Annotated in this window: 18 protein-coding genes; 11 read left to right on the forward strand and 7 right to left on the reverse strand. The window is 64.2% G+C overall.

Going from position 1 to position 20,412, the window contains the following annotated elements; all coding sequences use genetic code 11:
* The first annotated feature begins 6 nt into the window (after positions 1 to 6).
* From HNQ39_RS21695 to HNQ39_RS21705, 3 genes are read left to right on the forward strand one after another with little or no spacing between them, the layout of a single operon-like run.
* Entirely contained in the window at positions 7 to 1,239 is a 1,233-nt protein-coding gene (locus tag HNQ39_RS21695; RefSeq protein WP_184201826.1) for a DUF1501 domain-containing protein, read from the forward strand.
* A gap of 25 nt (positions 1,240 to 1,264) precedes the next feature.
* Positions 1,265 to 1,849, forward strand: a complete 585-nt coding sequence (locus HNQ39_RS21700; protein ID WP_184201829.1) for a hypothetical protein — start codon at positions 1,265 to 1,267, stop codon at positions 1,847 to 1,849.
* Positions 1,850 to 1,894: 45 nt separating this feature from the next.
* Entirely contained in the window at positions 1,895 to 5,116 is a 3,222-nt protein-coding gene (locus tag HNQ39_RS21705) for a DUF1553 domain-containing protein (protein ID WP_184201832.1), read from the forward strand.
* 56 nt (positions 5,117 to 5,172) lie between these two features.
* Here HNQ39_RS21705 and HNQ39_RS21710 read toward each other — a convergent pair whose 3' ends face one another.
* The 3 genes from HNQ39_RS21710 to HNQ39_RS21720 are packed head-to-tail and all read right to left on the reverse strand — an operon-like array spanning position 5,173 to position 7,368.
* A complete protein-coding gene (locus HNQ39_RS21710) occupies positions 5,173 to 5,358 on the reverse strand; it encodes a hypothetical protein (RefSeq protein WP_184201836.1) in 186 nt (61 codons plus the stop codon).
* 3 nt (positions 5,359 to 5,361) lie between these two features.
* Positions 5,362 to 6,498, reverse strand: a complete 1,137-nt coding sequence (locus HNQ39_RS21715) for a carboxymuconolactone decarboxylase family protein (RefSeq protein ID WP_184201839.1) — start codon at positions 6,496 to 6,498, stop codon at positions 5,362 to 5,364.
* 3 nt (positions 6,499 to 6,501) lie between these two features.
* Positions 6,502 to 7,368: a prepilin-type N-terminal cleavage/methylation domain-containing protein gene (locus tag HNQ39_RS21720; RefSeq protein WP_184201842.1), complete on the reverse strand. Its 867-nt coding sequence runs from the start codon at positions 7,366 to 7,368 to the stop codon at positions 6,502 to 6,504.
* Between the two features lie 162 nt (positions 7,369 to 7,530).
* Between HNQ39_RS21720 and HNQ39_RS21725 the strand changes: the two genes are divergently transcribed.
* Positions 7,531 to 8,334 carry an alkaline phosphatase family protein gene (locus tag HNQ39_RS21725; protein ID WP_184201845.1) on the forward strand — a complete coding sequence of 268 codons (804 nt, stop codon included), beginning with the start codon at positions 7,531 to 7,533 and terminating at the stop codon, positions 8,332 to 8,334.
* 215 nt (positions 8,335 to 8,549) lie between these two features.
* Positions 8,550 to 9,605 carry a hypothetical protein gene (locus tag HNQ39_RS21730; protein ID WP_184201848.1) on the forward strand — a complete coding sequence of 352 codons (1,056 nt, stop codon included), beginning with the start codon at positions 8,550 to 8,552 and terminating at the stop codon, positions 9,603 to 9,605.
* On the opposite strand, the gene HNQ39_RS21735 is transcribed toward HNQ39_RS21730, so the two are convergent.
* Positions 9,591 to 10,250 carry a carbohydrate binding domain-containing protein gene (locus HNQ39_RS21735; protein WP_184201852.1) on the reverse strand — a complete coding sequence of 220 codons (660 nt, stop codon included), beginning with the start codon at positions 10,248 to 10,250 and terminating at the stop codon, positions 9,591 to 9,593. The two genes, HNQ39_RS21730 and HNQ39_RS21735, sit on opposite strands and share 15 nt — an antisense overlap.
* Positions 10,247 to 11,641, reverse strand: a complete 1,395-nt coding sequence (locus HNQ39_RS21740; RefSeq protein WP_184201854.1) for a glycoside hydrolase — start codon at positions 11,639 to 11,641, stop codon at positions 10,247 to 10,249. The genes HNQ39_RS21735 and HNQ39_RS21740 overlap by 4 nt, the downstream gene beginning before the upstream one ends.
* A 72-nt stretch (positions 11,642 to 11,713) precedes the next feature.
* Here HNQ39_RS21740 and HNQ39_RS21745 point away from each other — a divergent pair, with 72 nt between their 5' ends.
* Positions 11,714 to 12,958, forward strand: coding sequence for an aminopeptidase P N-terminal domain-containing protein (locus HNQ39_RS21745; protein ID WP_184201857.1), 1,245 nt, complete (start codon positions 11,714 to 11,716; stop codon positions 12,956 to 12,958).
* 244 nt (positions 12,959 to 13,202) lie between these two features.
* Entirely contained in the window at positions 13,203 to 13,973 is a 771-nt protein-coding gene (locus HNQ39_RS21750) for a DUF5602 domain-containing protein (protein ID WP_184201860.1), read from the forward strand.
* Here the strand turns inward: HNQ39_RS21750 and HNQ39_RS21755 are convergent.
* Positions 13,970 to 14,299: a hypothetical protein gene (locus tag HNQ39_RS21755; protein WP_184201863.1), complete on the reverse strand. Its 330-nt coding sequence runs from the start codon at positions 14,297 to 14,299 to the stop codon at positions 13,970 to 13,972. The genes HNQ39_RS21750 and HNQ39_RS21755 overlap by 4 nt on opposite strands.
* 33 nt (positions 14,300 to 14,332) lie before the next feature.
* Here HNQ39_RS21755 and HNQ39_RS21760 point away from each other — a divergent pair, with 33 nt between their 5' ends.
* The 3 genes from HNQ39_RS21760 (at position 14,333) to HNQ39_RS21770 (ending at position 15,759) form a co-directional block, all read left to right on the forward strand.
* Positions 14,333 to 14,677, forward strand: a complete 345-nt coding sequence (locus HNQ39_RS21760; RefSeq protein ID WP_184201866.1) for a histidine triad nucleotide-binding protein — start codon at positions 14,333 to 14,335, stop codon at positions 14,675 to 14,677.
* Between the two features lie 85 nt (positions 14,678 to 14,762).
* A complete protein-coding gene (locus HNQ39_RS21765; protein WP_184201869.1) occupies positions 14,763 to 15,017 on the forward strand; it encodes a hypothetical protein in 255 nt (84 codons plus the stop codon).
* A complete protein-coding gene (locus tag HNQ39_RS21770) occupies positions 14,920 to 15,759 on the forward strand; it encodes an inositol monophosphatase family protein (RefSeq protein WP_184201872.1) in 840 nt (279 codons plus the stop codon). Before HNQ39_RS21765 ends, HNQ39_RS21770 begins: the two co-directional genes overlap by 98 nt.
* 149 nt (positions 15,760 to 15,908) lie before the next feature.
* Here the strand turns inward: HNQ39_RS21770 and HNQ39_RS21775 are convergent, their stop codons facing one another.
* Positions 15,909 to 18,557, reverse strand: coding sequence for an ATP-binding protein (locus HNQ39_RS21775; RefSeq protein ID WP_184201875.1), 2,649 nt, complete (start codon positions 18,555 to 18,557; stop codon positions 15,909 to 15,911).
* 107 nt (positions 18,558 to 18,664) lie between these two features.
* Here HNQ39_RS21775 and HNQ39_RS21780 point away from each other — a divergent pair, with 107 nt between their 5' ends.
* Positions 18,665 to 20,329 (forward strand): PLAT/LH2 domain-containing protein, encoded by a 1,665-nt coding sequence (locus HNQ39_RS21780; RefSeq protein ID WP_184201878.1) that lies wholly within the window; start codon positions 18,665 to 18,667, stop codon positions 20,327 to 20,329.
* Positions 20,330 to 20,412 lie beyond the last annotated feature (83 nt).

Consider the following 20,412-nt stretch of genomic DNA (forward strand, 5'->3'; position numbering starts at 1 on the left):
GAAAAAATGAACGACTGGGGACTGTGTGAAGAGAGCACCCACAAGAGTCAGACACGGCGCGACCTGCTCGGTGGAGCCCTCGCCGCAGCGATTGTCGCCTGGGCGGGTAGCTCGGCGCTCGCGCAGCTGACCGTCGGCAAAGAGAAGCGCAAGCCGCTGATCACGATCTTTCTGCGGGGCGGCATGGACGGCCTCACGGCGCTGGCTCCGGTGGGCGACGACGACTACCATAAGAACCGCCCGACCATCAAGGTGACCAACCCGCTCAAGCTCGACGGCTTCTTTGGCCTGCATCCGTCGCTTGTCGGGCTCCATCCGCTCTACCAAGAAGGCAAGCTCGCGCCGCTCCACGCCGTGGGCTCGCTCGACCAGAGCCGCTCGCACTTCGAGGCCATGGCCCTGATGGAGCGCGGGGCCGCCAGCGATCCGGCATCGATTCCGTCGGGCTGGGTGGCGCGCTACCTCTCCGCCCTCCCCGATGACAACCCGTCGCCGCTCCGGGGAGTGGCCTTCAACACGATCCTCCCCGATATCCTACGCGGTGCCACCAGTGCGATGGCGATCAACGATATCAAGGACCTGCGGCTCAGTGTCTCCCCCGAGCTTCGCGGTGCGCTAGAGAGTGTCTACGCCCACGGCACCGATGCCGCCGCAGTCGCCGGCCGTGAGGCGCTTGGTGTCTTGAAGGTGCTGGAGAAGCTCGACCCGAAGCGCTACCAGCCTGGCGGCGGTGCGAAGTACCCGGAGACGGGCCTGGGCAATGGCCTGCGCCAGACCGCGATGCTCCTCAAGGCGGGGGTTGGGGTGGAGACTGCTTGTCTGGACCGCGGCGGCTGGGACACCCATGTCGGGCAGAACACGCCGTTTCTGGCCCAGCAGCTCCAGGATGTCGGGGACTCGCTGGCGGCTTTTACCAAGGACCTCGGCCCACAGCTCGCCGACGTGACAATCGTGGTGATGACCGAGTTTGGCCGGCGGGTTGCGGAGAACAGCGGGCTGGGCACCGACCACGGCCGCGCGAGCTGCTGGTTCGTGGCCGGTGGCGGAGTCAAGGGTGGCAAGGTCTACGCCAGCTGGCCCGGCCTGAAGGACAACCAGCTCGAAGCCCCCGGCGACCTCAAGGTCACCACCGACTACCGCGATATCCTCACCGAGCTCGCGAGTCGGCAAGTCGGGCTGGAGAAGGCTGCGGCACTCTTCCCCAGTGCCCCCGGAAAGCTCGTGGGACTCTTTGGGTAGCGGGCGCAGTGGCCTGAGTCTGGGGATGGGGGCACTTGTCGGCTGCGGTGTCATTGGGATTGCGGGGCTCGTGGTCTTCCTGCTGGTGCAGCGAGGCTGTGGCACCGCGCCCACCCCACCTCCGATCGCCCAGACAAGTCCGCCGCCCCCCGCTATGGCTGCGACCCCGACACCTCTGCCCAGTCAGCCGGGCGAAATCAATGACCCTTCGTATTTTTCCAAGCCCGAAGCGCTCGACAAGCCGGTCACGACGCTCTTTGACGCCAAGTCGGTCATCGGGCTCAGCGCGGCGGACCTCCCCCGGCTACTAGGTCCACGTTCGCAGCGCTCGGGCAACACCCTGACCTTCAAGCCCAAGGGCTGCGACGAGGTCACCGTCCAGCTCTCCGAGGGGCGAGCGGTCGCGGTCACGATCTACTTCTCCGTAGGAGCAGCAGGGCCGGCGGAGGCGCTCCAGAGAGTGGGTATCTTCCCCGCCACCCCCGCGGAGAGGTCCTCACCGCAGGCCGCGGTCTGGTCCGGGGCGTCGCTGGGGGTGGAGACTGCCGTGGTCGGCGCGTTTAGCAATGCCGGGCGCGCGGGCGGCTGGGACTGTGTCGGCCTCAAATAGCCTCCCAACTACAGGTACAATGGGGCGGGAGAACCTTGAACTCGTATGCACCGTCGCGCCTTTACGCTCGCCTCCGCCCTGAGCCTCGCCGCCCTCGCCACCGCCCAGACCACCCGTACATCGCCAGCCCCCTCGAACGTCGCGCTAGGACGCGAGGCGCGGCGGATTCTTTCAGAGAACTGCTTTGCCTGCCACGGCCCGGATGAGAAGCAGCGCAAGGCCGGCCTGCGCCTCGACGGCCCCAACCGCGCGGTTGTCCCCGGCGATATCCTCGCGTCGGCGCTCGTCCAGCGGATCGCCAAGCCCGACTCCGATCCCCTCGCGATGCCCCCCGCGATGAGCCACAAGTCCCTGACGCCCACCGAGAGGCAGCTCCTGATGCGCTGGATCGGCGAGGGCGCGGCCTACGAGAAGCACTGGGCGTTTAGCCCCCTGCCGGCATCCCTCCCCCCTGCCCCCTCCCTTCCCCACACCCAGAGGGTACCCGCCACGTTCCGTGGGTGGAAGGGAGGGGGTGAGGGGGTGGGTTCCCCCCTCCCTTCGTCCCCGCGAAGCGGGAAACAGAGCGAAGGGAGGGGCCGGGGGAGGGATGCCGGCAGGGATGCCATCGATGGCTTCATTCGCGCGCGGCTGGCGCAGGAGCGGCTTGCCCCCTCGCCCGAGGCGGACAAGCGCACCCTCATCCGCCGGGTCTCGCTCGACCTGACCGGCCTGCCGCCCACGCCAGAGCGGGTCGCCGCGTTTGTCAAAGACACCCGCCCCGATGCCTACGAGAGGCTGGTCGAGGAGCTGCTGGCGTCCCCGCACTACGGCGAGCGCATGGCGATTGGCTGGCTGGACCTGGCACGCTACGCCGACACGCACGGCTACCATATCGACCCCCACCGCGACATGTACCGCTGGCGGGACTGGGTGATCGCAGCCTTCAACACCAACAAGCCCTATGACCAGTTCGTGGTCGAGCAGCTCGCCGGGGACCTGCTCCCCAACGCGACTCGGGACCAGATCATCGCCACGGGCTTCAACCGCAACCACCCCATCAACTTTGAGGGCGGCGCGATCCCCGAGGAGTACCTCACGGCCTATGTCGCCGACCGGGTGGACACCACCGCCACGGCATTTCTGGGGCTGACCCTGCGCTGCGCCCAGTGCCACGACCACAAGTACGACCCGCTCACCCAAAAAGACTACTACCGGCTCTTTGCCTACTTCAACAACAACGATGAAGTGGGGCTCGATGGCACCAATGGTAACGCCAAGCCCTTTATCAAGGCCCCCTACCCCGAGCAAGAGGCGCGCCTCGCGGAGCTGGAGACCCTTCAAAAAACACTCACCGCCAAGGTCACGGCCAAGGAATCTGGCCCGGTGGCGATCCCGACCCTCCTCGCCAGCGACTGGGACAAGCAGCTCGCCCCTGGGCTCCAGACCCACCTCACCTTTGGCTCCCCCAATCTTGGGGGCGGGGGGGGCGATGGCATTGTCAGTGGCGCACTGGCGCTCAATGGCAGTGACGCAAAAGACTACCCCGGCCTCGGGGAGTTTGAGGGCGACCAGGCGTTCTCCTACGGCTGCTGGGTCTGGCCCGAGGGCGGAAGCCAAGCGCTCTTCTCACGGATGGACAATAGCCTCGGGGTGCGGGGCTGGGACCTCTATCTCGCCGATGGGCAGCCGATGGCGCACTTTATCCATAACTGGCCCGACAGCGCCCTGCGCGCCGACAGCAAGGAGCGGCTCCCGATGGGCAAGTGGAGCCATGTCTTTGTGACCTACGACGGTAGCGGGAAGCTCTCGGGGGTGAGGATCTATGTCAATGGCAAGCCCACGGAGCTGACGGCGGGGGCGGACTCGCTGAAGGGGACGATCAAGGTCAACAAGCCCCTGCGCCTTGGGGGGCGCGATCAGGCGACGGGCTTCAAGGGCAAGCTCGACGATATCCGCATCTACTCGCGCGTGCTCTCCCCCGCCGATGTCGCCCTACTGGTCGAGACCGACCCCCTCCGCCCCGCGCTCGCCGCGCCCGCCGACAAGCGCACACCCGAGCAGCAGCGGACTCTGGCTCGCTACGCCCTCCGCTCGCGCGACCCGGAGTACCGTGTGCTCCTCGAGAACCAAGCCAAGGCGGCCGCAGAAAAAGACGCGCTGGAGAAGGCGATCCCCACCACAATGGTGATGCAGGAGCGCAAGGAAAAGCGCCCGACCTTCCTGCTCGACCGCGGCCAGTACGACCGCCCCAAAGAGCGTGTCGAGCCCGGGCTGCCCGCTGTATTCACCCCCTTCGCGAAGCCGGAGGGGGTCGCGAGTGGTGCGAGCGGGGGGAGGTTGGATCTCGCCAAGTGGCTGGTCTCGCCCGAGAACCCGCTGACGGCGCGGGTTGCGGTCAACCGGCTCTGGCAGCAGTTCTTTGGAGTCGGACTGGTCAAGACCAGCGAGAACTTCGGGGTCCAGGGCGAGGCTCCCAGCCACCCCGAGCTCCTCGACTGGCTCGCCACCGACTTCCGCGACTCCGGCTGGGATGTCAAGCGCCTCGTGCGGCAGATCGTCACCAGCGCCACCTACCGCCAGCACTCCGAGACCACGCCCGCACTCCTCCAGCGCGACCCGGAGAACCGCTTGCTCGCCCGTGCACCGCGCCTGCGCCTGCCCGCCGAGCTGGTACGCGACCAGGCTCTGGCCGTGAGCGGCTTGCTCGTCCCCAAGATCGGTGGCCCCAGTGTCAAGCCCTACCAGCCCGCCGGCCTCTGGGAGGAGATGAGCTTCAAGGGCAACTTCTCCGCCCAGACCTACGAGCAGGACCACGGCGAGAAGCTCTACCGGCGCTCGATGTACACGTTCTGGAAGCGCACGGTCCCCCCACCCAGCCTACAGACCTTCGATGCCCCCGAGCGCGAGTTCTGCATCGTCCGGCGCAGCGCCACCAACACCCCGCTCCAGGCGCTGATCCTGCTCAACGACCCGACCTATGTCGAGGCCGCCCGCAAGCTCGCCGAGCGCCTCATGCACGAGGCTCCACCGTCGAATCCCGCACGCATCGCCTCTCTCTACAGCCTACTCCTCGCCCGCGCGCCCCGCCCCGACGAGACCGCGCTCTTGCTGACGATCCTGAACCGCCAGACCACGGCGTACCGCAAGGCACCGGAGAACGCGAAAAAGCTCCTGATGGTCGGCGAGTCCCCCGTGGACACACGGCTCGATCCCATCGAGCTCGCCGCCTGGGCGACGGTCTGTAGCACGGTTCTCAACCTCGACGAGGCGATCACACGGGGATAGAAAAAAATCCCAGGAGCGGGGCTCCTGGGAAGGACTCATCTTCAAACAAACAGAGGTTACTTCGCGAGGATCTTCTCCTGATTGGCGATAATGGTCTCCTGATTCTCCAGCAGCTGCTTTAAGAGTGCCTGGTTCTCCAGGATCACTTTCTGGTTCTCGACAATGACCTTCTGGTTCTCTAGGATCGACTCCTGGTTGGCCAGAATACTCTCTTGGTTTTTTAACACGGTCTCGTTACTCATGGGTTAGTTCTTTCTCTTCTCGGGGAAGTCTTGGCCGTAGACCTCACGGTAGGTCTTCACCGCTTCGTCCTCCGACGGCAGGCGCAGGCCGTCGGTGAAGCGGTTCATGAAGGCAAAGCGGCAGGTCTGGTGGAGCACCTCAAAGGCCGCGGGGCCGGGGAAGGACTTTTGCAGGGCTAGCCGGTCAGCCTCGGTGAGGGCACCAGGGGTCTTGGTGAGCTTGCGGGCAAAGTCCACGGCGGCTTTTTCGTCGGGGCTGAGCGCGGCATCGGACTTCTGGAGCGCGAGGAGCTTCCCAACCTCAACCCCTTGGCGACGGAGCCCCTGTACTTGGTGGAGGACACAGTAGCGGCAACCGTTGGCCTGGCTCACCGCGAGCGAGACCTGGAGCATGGTGGTCCGAGGGACAATCGCGGGAGGTGCAGGGCTCCCCGCCGGCCGGGGTGTCCCACCCCCCCCCATCCAGGCCTCGTGGAGATCGGGGACACGGACCATGGCGCGCTGGGAGTTGGCGATGGCTATCCCAAGGCCACTGGCGGCCGGGTTCTTGGCACGCTCCAGCAGCGACGACCCCATGGCGAGCTCGGCATCCGAGGCCAGCGCAACCCGAGCGACTGTCAGCTCACTGATGCTCTGGACGGGCGGCTTGGGCGCGGTGGTGGCGAGCCAGGGCTCGGGCGTGACACCGAGGCCAATGGTGAGGCGTGCAAAGTAGTTGAAGAAGCACGTCACCATGGTCAGCTCGATCACCTGGGCATCGTTGAAGCGCGTGTTGACCAGGTTAAAGGTCTCGTCGCTCACCCCGTGGACATCCCGCGTGAGGTCGGTGGCGTAGCGGACCGCCAGCGCGGTGCGCGGGTCGCTCCCCCCGACCGCCTTCGCGAGCCGCTGAACATGGGCTTGGGCGTAGCGTGCCTGGCACTGCTGGGTGATTTGGCTCCCCATCGCCAGCTTCAGGCTCGCCGGGAGGGTCCCGCCAAACAGCACGACCCGCACCAGCTTGGCGAGCCGTACCGCCGCCTCGGGGCTTACGCCCGCGGTGGCCAGGAGGTAGTCGGGCACCCGGCCCGCCGCCTCCAGAGAGTCAGCGGGCTCGGAGGTAAAGCTAGGATTGAGAGGAAAGACAGCGCTCTGGGGCATTGCCTAGAACTCCGCCCGGTAGTTGAGGGTTCCCAGCGTGTTGCTCACGGTATCGTCGTCGGAGAGGTTTGTCGGCATCCCAGGGTTCAGGCTCACCGGAGCGCCAAACTGGGCGAAGCGGATCGAGCTGCGCTTCTGCCACTTGGCATGGCCGTCGCAGAAGAGCAGGTTCGCGCCGCCGTTGTGGAGTGAGTCGTAGAAGGCATTGGCGAAGCCGGTGTACTGCACCTCGGAGCCCACCAGGATGCCGCGGGGCTTCTCCTGGGCGACCCGGTTGTAGTTGCGGACCTCGTGGGCAAAGATAATGTCTGCCGGTGCCGGAATCGCCGCGAGCGACTTGCTGGCCGCGATCCCATTGAGGTGGATATTGCCATTTCCTGCCCCCGCCACCCCCGTGACCTCACAGGTGTTGGCCGAGGGAGTGCAGCCCGCCGCCTCCGACGAGCGCAGCTTGGTCTCGGGGCAGTGGAAGATCTGGAGGTTCTTCACGTAGGGCTGGACATCGCGTGCCCAGATGCGGTGCGTGCCAGGGTTGGCGGCGTTGAAGGGCTGCATCCACCCCAGCGGCTCCGAGAGCCCGGCGCTGTGTGCACTCACGGCGGGAGCCGGCCAGCGCGCGTCCGTAATGCCATTGGTTCCCAGTGTGGAGTTGCCAGGCAGGGTCTCGTCGTAGTCCTGCGTGTACATCATCAGCCCGGTGCCAACCTGCTTGAGGTTGGAGAGGCACGAGACTTGGCGGGCCTTGGCACGAGCCTGGGCAAAGACAGGAAAGAGAATCGCGGCAAGGATTGCAATAATGGCAATGACGACCAAAAGCTCGATCAGCGTAAAGGCGTTGCGTCGGTGCAGGGAGAAGGTACGAGTAAGCATGGCGCAAGGCTATCAGGCCCCAAACGAGCTCACAAGGGGATTGCGCCCCGAAGGCAGGGGTTTGGGCCTGCCTTGGACGGCCCACGGCAGGGAAACCGAACCAAGGGAAAACGCTCACACGGTTTTAATGCAATTGCTGCGTGCGTTCGGTACAACAGAGCTATGAAACTCGCACGTGCCGAGCACGTCTTTATCGTCAGCTTCGATGGCGGCAAGCCCGGTGTCATGCAGCAGAGCAACATGCCCACCCTCCAAGGACTTCTCAAAGAGGGCGCAGGCACTTGGGCGGCCCGCACGGTCTTCCCGAGCATCACGCTGGTCTCGCACACGTCGATGCTCACCGGGGTGCAGCCCGCCAAGCATAAGATCGACTGGAACGACTGGAAGCCAGAGAAGGGTGTCGTGGGGGTCCCAACCGTCTTTGCCGTGGCGACCAAGGCCAAGAAGACCACGGCGCTCTTTGCGGGGAAAGAGAAGTTCGCCCACCTTTATCAGCCCAAGACCCTCAATGCCTTTGCGGTGCCCGAGTACAGCGCTAAGACAGTCGCGCAGACCGCCGCGACCTACCTTCAGGAGAATCGCCCGAACCTGTGCTTTGTCCACTTTGCCGACTCCGACGGCGCGGGGCATAGCAAGGGCTGGGGCTCCCCCGAGCAGATCGAGGCCTTTGGCAACGAGGACAAGGCGCTCAAGGTTCTTTTGGAGGCGATCCGAAAAGCCGGGATTCAGAGCCGTAGCGCCATAATTCTCACCGCCGACCACGGCGGGCATGAGAAGACCCATGGGACCGCCTCCGACGAAGACATGCTCATTCCTTGGATCGCCTGGGGCGCGGGGATTCGGCGGGGAGCCACCCTCACCCTTCCGATCTCCACCTGCGATACCGCCGCGACCGCCCTGGAGCTCCTGGGGATTCCGATCCCCGCCGACTGGGACGGAAAACCGGTCTACGAAGCACTGGCCTAAGTTTGGATCGCCCCCGTTGGAGGGGGGCGTCAACGGGCGTTCCGCCGCAAAGACCTCCGGCCATAAAATCCGCGGAGAGCTCTCTATGGGCGAAGCCCTTCCCAGCCAAGGAACGAGGCTCGTTGACGCCCCGCTCTAACCGGGGCGATCAACCGAGGATAAGCCTGAAAACGTAGCAGGACTCATCGGTAATTTTGTCTAAAGAAGTAAGTTTTATGAAAAGTGATCGTGAGCTCCTTGCGGATCTAGTTGCCCTGCCCGGCCCCGGTGGGCAGGAAGAGGCGGTTTGTGACTACCTGGGCGATGTCCTCGATGCGCTAGGGCTTCCGTGGCGTCTTGATGCTCGGGGCAACCTGCTCTGCGGATCGGAGAACCCGAAGGTTGTGGTCACGGCGCACATGGACGAGATCGCCTTGCAGGTTGTGGGGACGCGCCACGACGGCTCGCTAGGGGTCTCCCCGATTGGCGGTGCGCATCCTTGGAAGTGGGGTGAGGGACCGGTGGAGATTCTTCCCCTCGAAGGCGGCGAGCCGATACGCGGGGTCCTCTCGTTTGGCTCGATCCACACCAGCCACCCCGCCACGGCGATCGAGCGGGCACGCAGTGGCAGCTCTCTCACCTGGGCCGATGCCCGCGTGCTGGTCCCCGACGGCGCGATAGTCCCCCCCGGCTCCCGTGTGGTCCTCGCCCGCGAGCGGCGCACGCTCTGGCCCTTTGGAGACAAAATCGCCAGCTACTTCCTCGACGACCGCGCCGACCTGGTGGCCTGGCTCAAGGTCATCGCTACCCTTAAAAGCTCCCCCATGAATGGGGGCGGGGGGGGGCTTGATGGGGGCGGCGATATCTTATTTGCCGCCACGACCTGCGAGGAGCTCGGCGGCCACGGGGCGCTCTGGCTCTTAGGGAACACGCGCCCCGAGGTCTGTATCGCGCTGGAGATTGGGCCGCTCGCCCCCGACAACGCGATTGAGCTCAGCGCCCTCCCCACCTGCTGGGTCAGCGATGGCTTTGGCCCCACGAGCCCACGGGACCTCGACTTGGTACGAAGCGCCGCGATCGCTGCGGGGACGGGCTTACAGTTTCAGGCACTCTCCCGCGGCGGCTCCGATGCGTCGTGTGCCGCTGCGCAGGGGCTGTGCGCGCGCCCCATCACGCTCGCCTTCCCCTGCGAGAACACCCACGGCTTTGAGATCATGCACGAGGACGCGATCGAGAGCCTGGCACGGCTCACCACCAGCCTTCTCCAGCACCTGGTCCTAGAGCGCGTCTAGCTCCACCCCGGTCAGCTCGAGCTCCCCGACCTGGTAGCCGACCTGGAAGTTGATGTGCGCCCAGCCCGGCTCGGTGTCAGCGGTCTGCTCCCACTCCTCCGAGTACTGCTTCCACTCGGGGGTGAGCTTGGCGGTCCGTGACGTGATCTTGGTGTAGGGGTCGCCGGCCTGCTCCACCACCGCAGCGAGCGTGCACGAGTCCTTACTGCGGCCCCAGTAGGTCAGCCGTACGTGGGTTCCCTTCTTAAAGGCCACCTCCAGCGGGTGCGCGATCTGAAGGTCCCACGAGTTGCTGCCCAGGGTCCCAATGGTCAGGCGGCGCGCAAACTGGTGGCCGGCAATCGACGACGGCACGACCGTGTTCTCCATCTTTCCCTTGCCCACCAGCATCCGCCAGTTCGGGCCGGTGATGTCGGGCTTGAGGATCTGCTTGGCCTTGCTCCAGTTCACCTTCCCAGACGAGCGTGTGGAGAGCTCGGGGCCGCCACCTGCTGCCGAGGCACTTGCCACCGGGCTCTCGTTACTAGGGGCTGACGAAGGAGCAACCTCAGGAGGAGTCACTTTTTTCGGAAGCGCCACAAAGGCGAGGACACCGAACGCTCCAAACACAACCAGCACGCCCGCGGGCTTTAAAATCACTTTCATCGTTTTATCCTTTTCGTAAACACCAGCGTCACCAGCCCTTGCGCCGGGACACTCACCGTGCTGTTCTGGGGCAGTGGCACTGCCTGGCAACGCTCCGCCCCCGAAAACACTGTCCGGTAGACCTCGTGGAGCGCAAAACCAGGCACCTCCGTCCCGAGCGCCACCGGCTTGCCCGAGGCGGTATTCAGCCCCACCACGACCAGCGCCTGACGGTCCGGGCTGAGAAACGCACTGAGCTTGAGGCTCGGCAGTGCACTCTGCACCTCCACCCGCACCGAGCCCGGCACGATAAAGCGCGAGTAGTGCTCCAGCGCCGTGAAGCGATCCGTCCGGGTAAAGCCCTGCGGGGTCTTCCAGCTCCCCCGCTGCCAGGCATTCTCCATCGTGATCAGTGCATCCGGCCCCGGCCAGACCCCTGCCCAGTAGAGATAGGCACTGGCATCCTCCTCGGTGAGGCAGTTGTGCACGATCCACGCGGTCTGGAAGCCACTGCCCCGCCCAAACTCGGTCTGGAACTTGGGAGTGTTGGGATAGCTCTGGCGAATCGCACGGAGCGCGGGGATAAAGCTATCCGGGGCGCTCTCTTTGCCGCCACTATACAGATGGTGCGCCACGGCGGAGACAGTCCCTACCTGGCTTGGTGGCAAGAACGCCTGAGGGTTCTCCGCGCCCAGAGTCTCCGGACCGAGAAACTTTGGCGCGTTGTTTAGGGGCTGAACCACCCCCGCGACTGCCGTCAGCGCCTTGCTGTAGCTGGCGTAGTCGGCGCTCTCCTGCGGCTGGAAGAGGCAGGTCTCCCAGTGATCTTTCCAGTTGGGCTCGTTTTGGATACTGAGATAGGTCGGGGCAAGACCCACGCGCTGGTAGGCCACCACGGAGTCGCGCCACCAGGTCGCAAACCCGGCGTAGTCGTAGCTACCGTTGCGCCGCGCGAGGGTTCCCCCGTTCTTCGTGCTCCCCGTACTCTTGAGCGCGGCAGGCGGAGACCACGAGGCGAGAAAGAGCTCCGGTGCGCTCCCCCGTACCTCGGTCGCCCCGGCAACGATATCCCGCTCCGCGGCGGCGAAGCCTGGCTTTCCCGGCTCGTAGGTATTGCGCAGGCGCAGCAGGTTGAGCCGCAGCTCGCCAAAGAGCGCGGCGTAGATCGCCTTGCGCTCCGGGTGGGCCGCGAGCATCTCCTGGTAGTAGGCGGTCGACGCACCAAAGCCCTCGATTTTCTGGTGGGTTTTCGCAAGGTCAAGCTGCAACGTAGCGCCTGAGGGGGTGGCCGCTCGCGGACTCTCTGCGCGGAAGCGTAGCCCTAGGACCGCCGCGACCGTCACGCCCAGCGCGGCACAAAACACGACCCCAGAGCGGTCCCCCAGCACTCCGGTCTTTGAGGAAGAAGCCATATACCCTCAATCTTTGGCAGAAACCGCCTTGTGCCAGAGGGAAATGCGAGAGCCACGGCGAAAAAGTGCGCGATGGAAACTATGCTTGAGACGCGCCGAGCGCGCGCTGCTGCCGCCTGGGGCACCGATGAGATTGTCTTGGTTCACGCCGGAGGGCAGATTGGCCGTCCCGGAGGCCAGGACCAGTGCTTCCCCTTCAAGGTCCACCCGCACTTCCGCTGGCTGACCGGGCTCTCGGTCCGTGACGCCGTGCTCGCCTACGATCCCAGCGACGGCTGGACGGAGTTCTTCCCGACGGTTACGGCGATGGACACGGTCTGGGAGGGGCTGCTTCCCTTGAACCGCGGCCGCGCCCTCAGTGAGCTCCCCGCCTGGCTGGAGGCACGCCAGGGCAAGGCTATCACGCACCTCGGGGCGGGCCACGACAGCACGACCAGCCCGCTGGAGCAAAAGACCCTGGAGGCGCGGCGTCCCAAGGACGAAGCCGAGCTCTTGCTGATGTACCGTGCGGTCAGTGCCACCGCCGCTGGGTTCGCCGCGGCACGCGAGGCTCTCCGCGAGGGCCTCACCGAGCGCCAGCTCCAGATCGAGATCGAGACCGCCTTCGCCCGCGCCGGAGCCACCGCGGTCGCCTACGACACGATTGTCGGCTTTGGCCCGACGTCGGCGATCTTCCACGCCGAGCCGGGGAGCCGCGCGCTTGCCGTGGGCGAGCAGGTGCTTGTCGATGCCGGCGCCGAGGTCGAGGGCTACTGCGCCGATGTCACCCGAACTCTCCCCGGCCCCAGCGGCTTCACCAGCCAGCAGGCCGAGCTCCTGGCGATCCTCGACGGGGTTGAGCGGGCTGCCTGCCTCGCCTGCCGCCCCGGGGTCGAGTGGCATGATATCCACCGCCAGGCCGCGCGCGGGATCGCCTTTGGCCTCAAGGACCTGGGAATCCTGCGCTGCTCCCCCGACGAAGCCCTGGAGACCGAGGCGATCGCGCTCTTCTTCCCCCATGGAGTCGGGCACCTGCTGGGGCTGGGCGTGCGCGATGCCAGCGGGGTCGGGCCGGGGCGCGGGGAGAAGCGGCGCTGCTGCGGTGTGACACCCCGGTGCGACCTCAAGCTGGAGCCGGGCTTTCTGGCGACAGTAGAGCCGGGCATCTACTTCATCCCCGCCCTCCTCAACGATCCCGCCAACCGGGAGAAATACGCACCGCAGGTCGACTGGGAGGTCCTGGAGCGCTGGCTGGTCCCCGGCGGTTTCCGTATCGAGGACGATATCCTGGTCACGGACAGCGAGCCGATTAACCTGACGTCAGAGATTCCACACTAGTTCGCCCAATGGAATTGGGCGTCATCAGTAGCCTTCGGCTGCAAAGCCCGTTCCGGGCTACCGAAGCTGTTCCCCAGCCCGGAATGGGCTTTGCGGCACGCAGTGCCATTGCAGACGCCGGTTTCCAACCGGCGGCGGAGCGATTCGTGAAAAATGCTCAGGTTTAGAAACATAGGTAATCTGGCATAATGAGACGATACCAGGCAGACGCCTGGGTCTTGTATTGGATTAAAAGGAAGTGTCAATGAAGCGAAAGAGTTTTTTCGTGTCTGCCTTGGGCCTACTCGCCCTCAGCGGCTGTGGCAGCAGCAATAATGTCGTCCCCCTTGAGTTCACGGGGACATCGAAGGCGGTTGGTGCCGGTAAGGCCATGACCTATGTCAGCCTCGCCGCCGACAACAAGCCCAGCGCGATCGCCGTGCGCCTCACCGATGGTGCCCTCAACGGCCTAGCCACCACCGCGCCGTTTGGGGTGGAGTACGAGCTGGATATCGCCGCGGTCGGCCCTGACTCCGGTCTGCCCTTCGACCATGTCGTGCTAGACTGGAACCCCCAGGGCCACGAGCCGGCGGGAATCTACGATACCCCGCACTTCGATATCCACTTCTACACCATCAGCGACTCCGAGCAGGCCGCGATCGCTCCCGGCTCCGTGACGGCAGCGGCAGCACCTCCCGCCAACATGGTGCCCGCGGGCTACTTCCCGCCCCCGGGTAAGCTTGTCGATTCCCTCGTCCCCGGCATGGGGGTCCACTACACCTCCCCCTCGACCTCCGAGGAGTTCCAGGGCAAGCCCTTCCGCCGCACCCTGATCTATGGCTTTGCCAATGCCAAGCTGGCCTTTGTCGAGCCCATGATCACCCGCGCCTTCCTCCAGAGCAAGACCAACGACTCGGGCACCTTCACCGTCCCCGATGCCGTTGCCAAGCCGGGGTACTACCCGACCCGCTGGAGCGTCCGCCACAACGCGGATAGCTCGATCGACATCATCCTCGATCAGTTCGTCAAGCGCTAAGCTGCCTCACCGGCTTCCCGCTGCCACCAGAGCTCGGTGCCAGCGGGGAGCCCCTCCGGATCGAACGGGTACGAGATCGTCAGGTGCACCGAGTCCGTCAGGCTCACCAGCGCGGTGCCGTCGGAGAGCCGCTGCGCGGGAATCCCAAAGGCGAGCAGCTCCGCTGTCATGGTCCAGCCATTGGGATAGCGCAGCTCCAGAAGCTCGCCGGGCTTCAGCCGCTTCAGCTCAGGCCGAAAGTCCAGCTCCTCCATCGCCAGCCCCGGGAAGAGATAGACCCCCAGCTCGTCTTTTCGACACGCCGCAATTGTCAGCACAAAGATCATTGCCCCTATTGTAGCCTGATAGAATAAGAGCTGATGGAAGATACGATTTTTGGCAAGATCGCACGGGGTGAGATTGCGGTTGAGCGGCTCTACGAAGACGACTGGGTGGTGGCCTTCCCGGACCTCAACCCGCAAGCGCCCGTGCATGTCCTCGTGATCCCCAAGAAGCCCGTGAAGAACATTCTCGATTTAGGCCCTGAGGACCGCGAGCTGGCGGGAAGCGTGTTGCTAGCCTGCGCCGCTGTGGCGCGCAAGCTCGGGATCGACTCCAGCGGCGTCCGGGTCGTGCTAAACGCGGGCAGCGATGCCGGCCAGACCGTCTGGCACCTCCATGCACACGTCCTTGGTGGCCGTGCACTGAGCTGGCCCCCCGGCTAACATCCCCTTCGCAGGGAGGAACGACCGGTCAGGCGAAGGGATCGCGAGTAGTGCGAGCGGGGGATGCTATAAAGAAACGAAGATCATGAGCGACGAACAAGATAAGCAGGCTCTCTCGCGGCGGGACTTTCTGCGCCGCGCGGGCAAAGAAGCGGTTGACACGGGCACCAAGATCGTCCCCGGCGGCAACCTCGCGCGTCAGGCCCTGGGCCTGGCAACCACCCCCACCACGCCGTGGTGGAATGTCATGGCAAAGTGGCGCAACCGCAACGCGGAGGCGACCCAAGCCCAAGAACCCCCAACAACTGAGGAACAAGACACTGGAACCGACAACGGATAACCTACTGCGGGTCGCCAAAGAGGCGGCCTATCTCTGCGGCAAGCGCACCCTGGCCTACTTCAACACGGGAGTCACCCCCGAGTTCAAGGGCGATAACACCCCCGTTACCATCGCCGATAAAGAAGGCGAGCGGGTCCTGCGCGAGTGCATTCTCTCCCACTTCCCCGATCACGCGATTCTCGGCGAGGAGGAGGGGGCTACGGGGGGAGGTGCGTTTCGCTGGGTCTGTGATCCGATCGATGGCACCAAGTCGTTCGTGGCGGGCGTCCCGCTCTACGGCACCCTAATCGGGGTGGAGCGCGAGGGCGAGATTGTCGCCGGCGTGATCTATCTCCCCGCGCTCGATGAGATGGTCGCCGCCGGCAAGGGCCTGGGTTGCACGGTCAATGGCCGCGCCTGCCGGGTCAGCGACAAGCCGCTGGATAAGTCCGTGCTGGTGACCTCGTCGATCATCCGTGCCCAGAAGCGCTCGGGTGCCTACAACGAGCTCGCGGACAAGACCTATCTTCAGCGCACCTGGGGCGATGCGTTTGGCTACGCCCGCGTGGCGATGGGCCAGCTCGATATCATGCTCGACCCGGTCAAGAGCCCCTGGGATGTCGGCCCGATGCCCATCATCTTCGCCGAGGCGGGCGGAAAGTGCTCCACCTGGAAGGGTGAGAACGATATCTACGGCCCGGACTTCTTCGCCACCAGCGCCGCGCTCTACCCCGAGGTGCTGGAGATTCTCAGCCAAGGGTAGTCCCATCCCCCCGGCCCCCTTCCCTTACTCCGCAAGGGAAGGGGGAGGCCAAGAGGGTTTTTTCCTATGCCGCCCTTATGTGAACCCATTGCGGCCCATGTCTTCCGTTGTCTCCACTGCGCCGCGCTCCGCGCTGTAGAAGACTCAACCTAGGGGTTTATGGCCAGAGAGATGGCGTCGGTGAGGGAAAGGTGCTTGCCCTCCTCAAAGGCCCGCTCAAAGACCGCCTCACCGAGGGTTGTGCGGAGCTTGTCTATTTCCTGCACGTGTCGGTCTCCAATCACGCCATTATCTTTTGTTCGTAGAGCGGTCAGCGCCCCCAAGAGCCTTGCCGCGCGCTCCCCATTTCCTTCCTGTGCATCTAGCTCTGCGAAAAAACCCAGCAGGGCCGTACAGAGCCCCTGTGCTCGTAGTTTTTCTGCCAAGAGAAGACTTTCCTGTCGGTAGTACCGCGACAGTTTTAGATCACCCGCACCTTGGGCGAACAACCCCATGTAGCTGAAGGCAACGGCCAGGGAGATATTACGACCAAACTCCTGGCAGATCAGGAGATTCTCCCGGCCAAGGTCACAGGCTCTTGAGAACTCACCACGCTCACAGGCTATCAATCCCAGGTTCCCGAGAGCGGCCGCAATCAGGTGTTTGTTCCCTTGTGCACGCGCCAGCACGAGCCCCTGCTCCAGGGTCTCTTGTGCCTCAGAGTAGTCCCCAAGATTGAGGAGCGTGATTCCAATATTGATTGTCGCACGCGCCCTCGCATTGAGATCATCGGCTCTCTGGGCAAAGACCAAGCTCTCTCGTTCGTAGGCCAGTGCCTGCTGTTTATCGCCCTGAACTTCCCCGATCAGAATGGCAAGATAGCCCAGTACCTTTCCCACATTTGAGGTATGCCCCATAGCCTTCTGTTCGGTGAGGCATCGCCGGTACAGCGACTCTGCTTCCGCGTAATCTCCCCGTAGCTCGGCCAACGCCCCCGCTTCCATGAGACACTGCCCTTGTGCCTCGCTGGGAGTGCGAGTGGCAGGCAGGGCTAAGACTGCTCGATACCACTGGGCCGCTTCTTCCAGGTAGTTCCGGCGGTTCCAAAACCGATGAAGTGCCCCTGCGATCTCAAGAGCGTGACACTGTAGCACTTCGCTCGAGGACAAGGTAGCAAACCGGAGGGCGACCCGAAGATTGTCGTGCTCTTGTTCCACACGGTGCAGCTCCGCAACCGCCTCCGCCTGAAACTGCTTGGGATACGATTCGCGGCAGAAGTCACGAAAGTACTCTAGGTGGGCCACTTGCACCAAGTCGGGGCCACGCTCTTCGAGGCGCTCTTGGGCGTACTGGCGAACCGTCTCCAGGAGCCTGTAGCGCGTGGAGCGGCCTTGCTCTCGCTCAACCACCACGAGGCTCTTGTCTAGGAGCGAGGTAAGCACATCGTGCACAGCCCCTTCCTCAAGCCCCGCGCCGGAGCAGACCCGCTCCGCCGCCTCAAGTGTCCAGCCACCTGCAAAGACTGAGAGACGAGCGAACAGAAGCTTCTCACTCTCTGTCAGCAGGTCGTAGCTCCAGTCGATCAGGCCACGCAGAGTCTGGTGCCGGGGCAGAACCGTGCGAGGGCCGCCCGTGAGAAGCGAGAAGCTCTGGCTCAGACGCTGGTGGAGCTCGTCGAGCGAGAGTGTGCGCAGGCGGGCAGCAGCAAGCTCGATAGCCAGAGGAATCCCGTCGAGGCGCGTGCAGAGCGCGGTCAGGGTAGCGGTGTTCTGCTCCGTCTGAGCGAGGTCCGGACAAAACGCGGTGCCACGCCCGATAAAGAGCTGGAGGGCCTCGTGCGGGGCGAGCGAGGGAGTGCGGTACGGGCGCTCCCCCACCACGCCAAGGGCCTCGCGGCTCGTGGCAAGAATCCGAAGATTCGGACAGCCGCGAAGAAGCGCTTCCGCCACCTGCGCACTCGCGTCCAAGACATGCTCGCAGTTATCGAGGAGCAGCAATATATTCTTGGACTTCAGCCTGTCGAGTACGTTGTCAAGCAGCGGCTTCCCGGCGGCCTCGTTGACGCGGAGAGCTGAGGCGATCGAGCGTACGACCAGCGAAGGGTCAGACAGAGACGCCAGCTCGATCAGCCAGACCCCATCCGTAAAGCGATCCAGGACATCCCGCGCGACATACTGGCTCAGTCGGGTCTTCCCACTCCCGCCGGAGCCCGTGAGAGTGACGAGGCGTACGGTCTTGAGAAGCTCGGCGAGCTCCCCGCGCTCTCGCTCACGCCCGATAAAGCTCACCAGCGGCTCGGGCAGGTTGTGCAAGAACTCACTCGGCAATAAAGACGCAGACACGGGCGTTTTTGGCTGAGCCTGTTGCACGGTCTGTGCCTGCTGGGCCGCCTCCAAACGTGCCATGAGACGCTCGCGCTCTGTGATCACCCAGTCGTCGTAGAGACCGGGCAGAAGCTCCGCACGGGCCAGGTTCGCGGCTCCCGCCACATCGCCCGCCTTGAGCCGTGCCTCAAACTCCGCCACATCGGTGGTGACAGAGTCCGGGTGGAGCCCCACTTGCAGCCGGCCACTGACCAGCGAGTCGCCGAGGAGCTTGCGGAGACTAGAGAGAGTCACCGAGAGGCTGTTGCGCGCCAGTGCGGGGTCTTTGTCGGGCCAGAACAGCTCCGCGATCACCTCACGGGAGTGGGAGCGCGGGAGCGTGACGGCCAGATACGCCAGAATCGCTGCGGCTTTTTGGGTGGGAAAATGGCTGATACTCTCGCGGCTCTTGGCCACAAGCCTTGGGCCTCCGAAAAGTTCAATGCGCCAAGCCATCGTTATGGCCAATTATACGCCTTTTTAAGACTATTGTAAGACGAATCTAAGAGGGGCATGGTGAAGTGAGAGAACTGTACATCCAAAAATTCATAAGGAAGTAAACCATGAAACGTCTCCTGGGAGCCCTGGCGGCTCTCACCCTGCTCTTCGCTGCGCCTGCCCACGCGTACGAAGAGGATACGCACTTCACCATGACCCTGGTGCTCTGCCGCGCCGCCGGCCTCTCCAATGCGGAGGCACTCACCGTGGCCAGCTACGACCAAGGCATGGACGACTCCGACGGCACCGTTGCCAATGGCGGGACAGGCGGGATTATCCCCAATATCCCCGAGGAGTCCTTCTGGCACGCGATCCCCAAGAGTGGCTCCAAAACAGAGGTGCTAGCCCGGAAAAAAGAGCTCTGGGACAGTGTTCTCGCCGAGACAAACCCCACCAAGCGGCTCCAGCGCCTCGGGGTTTTCTTCCACTACCAGCAAGACACCTGGGCACACCGCAAGCACCCCAACAGCGATCCCGCAACTTTTGATACCTACTCCACCCCGTTTGGCCACGCAGCAGACGGCCACCAGCCGGACCGTCCCCCCTTTGATCCCGTCTGCGCCCTGCGGTGCCTGGAAGAGGGAAGTACCTATGCCCGGCTATTTGTTAAGGATTGCGTCCGCCGTACGCCCACCACGCTCTTTGACAATTACTCAGCTGCCAAGGGCGAGCTGGACGGTGCCTGGACGGATAAGCGTAAGGGGAAGTTCTTCAACACGTTGGTGGTAGACAGCTCCACCCCCGCCCGCAAGTTCTTCACCGACCTTATCCGCTCCCAGATCGGTGCCTACACCGTCTCAACGGATGCAAACCCCAAGTTTCTCTTTCGTGAGACTGCCGATGAGGCCAACTACACCGCCGTGAAACAAGCGCTGGAGGGAGCCTGCTCCCGTGCGGGGGTTGCGGTCTCGATCCCGACCGTGCGCACAAAGGTCACGAACCTGACGACCTCACAGTTCCAGGGAAGCAACCTGGGAACCACAACCTACTCGGTCAAGATCTACACCGGCGATGTCTCCGGCGCAGGGACAGACTCGAATATCTTTCTTTCGTTTAAGGGCGCAAGCGGCCAGATTGGCGAGCAACGCCTCAACGCCCTGATCACCACCAATGCCTTCGAGCGCAACCAGACCGACTATGTGACGCTCGTGAACCTCGCCCCCGTGGGTGAGCTGACAAGTGTCACGGTGCGCAGCGACAATATGTACCCTGCATCGGCGTGGTATCTCGGCTGGATCGAGCTTAGTGCTCCCGGAATCGCCACCCGCCGCTTCACCTTCAATAAGTGGATCGAGTCGCCCAATCTCAGCGCCACGGTCTCGGTTGCCACTGCCCCGGTCGCAGCCGTGCCGATTAAAATTAAGATCAAGAGCGCCTCCAACCAGATGTATGTCTGTGCGTCGGATGGCCTCCAGCACAACCAGTGGCTCTACTGTAAGGCGGGGACACCGCTCACGTTTGTCGTGGAGGGCGATCTCAACAACTGCAGCCTGCGGGTCGATGGCACCCAGCTCTACTTCAGCTACAACGAGACCACGGGCGCGGTGAAGCTCTGGAACACGAAAGACAAGGCGCAGTTCAAGCTGGAGCGCCAGAGCAATGGCACCTACGCCCTGCGAAATATCGCCTTTGACCAGTATGTCTGGCTCTCCAAAGAGTCGCCCTACATCACGCGTGCAGGCAACGCTGCGATTGCCTCCGGCCGCTGGTACCTCGAAGGGCTTCCGTAGTCCGCCACCCACCCCCTAGCCCCCGTCCGACGGGGGAATCCCTGAGGAATCAGATTCCTTATTGTCCCCCCGCTGGGCGGGGG

The organism is Armatimonas rosea (assembly GCF_014202505.1).
GTDB lineage: Bacteria > Armatimonadota > Armatimonadia > Armatimonadales > Armatimonadaceae > Armatimonas > Armatimonas rosea.

Bases quoted from the DNA above. Each gene is read 5' to 3' on its own strand.
- HNQ39_RS21765 (WP_184201869.1), top strand. From the start codon at position 14,763: ATGAGCGACGAACAAGATAAGCAGGCTCTCTCGCGGCGGGACTTTCTG.
- HNQ39_RS21745 (WP_184201857.1), top strand. From the start codon at position 11,714: ATGGAAACTATGCTTGAGACGCGCCGAGCGCGCGCTGCTGCCGCCTGG.
- HNQ39_RS21735 (WP_184201852.1), bottom strand. From the start codon at position 10,250: ATGAAAGTGATTTTAAAGCCCGCGGGCGTGCTGGTTGTGTTTGGAGCG.
- HNQ39_RS21760 (WP_184201866.1), top strand. From the start codon at position 14,333: ATGGAAGATACGATTTTTGGCAAGATCGCACGGGGTGAGATTGCGGTT.
- HNQ39_RS21725 (WP_184201845.1), top strand. From the start codon at position 7,531: ATGAAACTCGCACGTGCCGAGCACGTCTTTATCGTCAGCTTCGATGGC.
- HNQ39_RS21695 (WP_184201826.1), top strand. From the start codon at position 7: ATGAACGACTGGGGACTGTGTGAAGAGAGCACCCACAAGAGTCAGACA.
- HNQ39_RS21730 (WP_184201848.1), top strand. From the start codon at position 8,550: ATGAAAAGTGATCGTGAGCTCCTTGCGGATCTAGTTGCCCTGCCCGGC.
- HNQ39_RS21750 (WP_184201860.1), top strand. From the start codon at position 13,203: ATGAAGCGAAAGAGTTTTTTCGTGTCTGCCTTGGGCCTACTCGCCCTC.
- HNQ39_RS21780 (WP_184201878.1), top strand. From the start codon at position 18,665: ATGAAACGTCTCCTGGGAGCCCTGGCGGCTCTCACCCTGCTCTTCGCT.
- HNQ39_RS21710 (WP_184201836.1), bottom strand. From the start codon at position 5,358: ATGAGTAACGAGACCGTGTTAAAAAACCAAGAGAGTATTCTGGCCAAC.
- HNQ39_RS21775 (WP_184201875.1), bottom strand. From the start codon at position 18,557: ATGGCTTGGCGCATTGAACTTTTCGGAGGCCCAAGGCTTGTGGCCAAG.
- HNQ39_RS21720 (WP_184201842.1), bottom strand. From the start codon at position 7,368: ATGCTTACTCGTACCTTCTCCCTGCACCGACGCAACGCCTTTACGCTG.
- HNQ39_RS21705 (WP_184201832.1), top strand. From the start codon at position 1,895: ATGCACCGTCGCGCCTTTACGCTCGCCTCCGCCCTGAGCCTCGCCGCC.
- HNQ39_RS21770 (WP_184201872.1), top strand. From the start codon at position 14,920: ATGTCATGGCAAAGTGGCGCAACCGCAACGCGGAGGCGACCCAAGCCC.
- HNQ39_RS21740 (WP_184201854.1), bottom strand. From the start codon at position 11,641: ATGGCTTCTTCCTCAAAGACCGGAGTGCTGGGGGACCGCTCTGGGGTC.
- HNQ39_RS21715 (WP_184201839.1), bottom strand. From the start codon at position 6,498: ATGCCCCAGAGCGCTGTCTTTCCTCTCAATCCTAGCTTTACCTCCGAG.
- HNQ39_RS21755 (WP_184201863.1), bottom strand. From the start codon at position 14,299: ATGATCTTTGTGCTGACAATTGCGGCGTGTCGAAAAGACGAGCTGGGG.
- HNQ39_RS21700 (WP_184201829.1), top strand. From the start codon at position 1,265: ATGGGGGCACTTGTCGGCTGCGGTGTCATTGGGATTGCGGGGCTCGTG.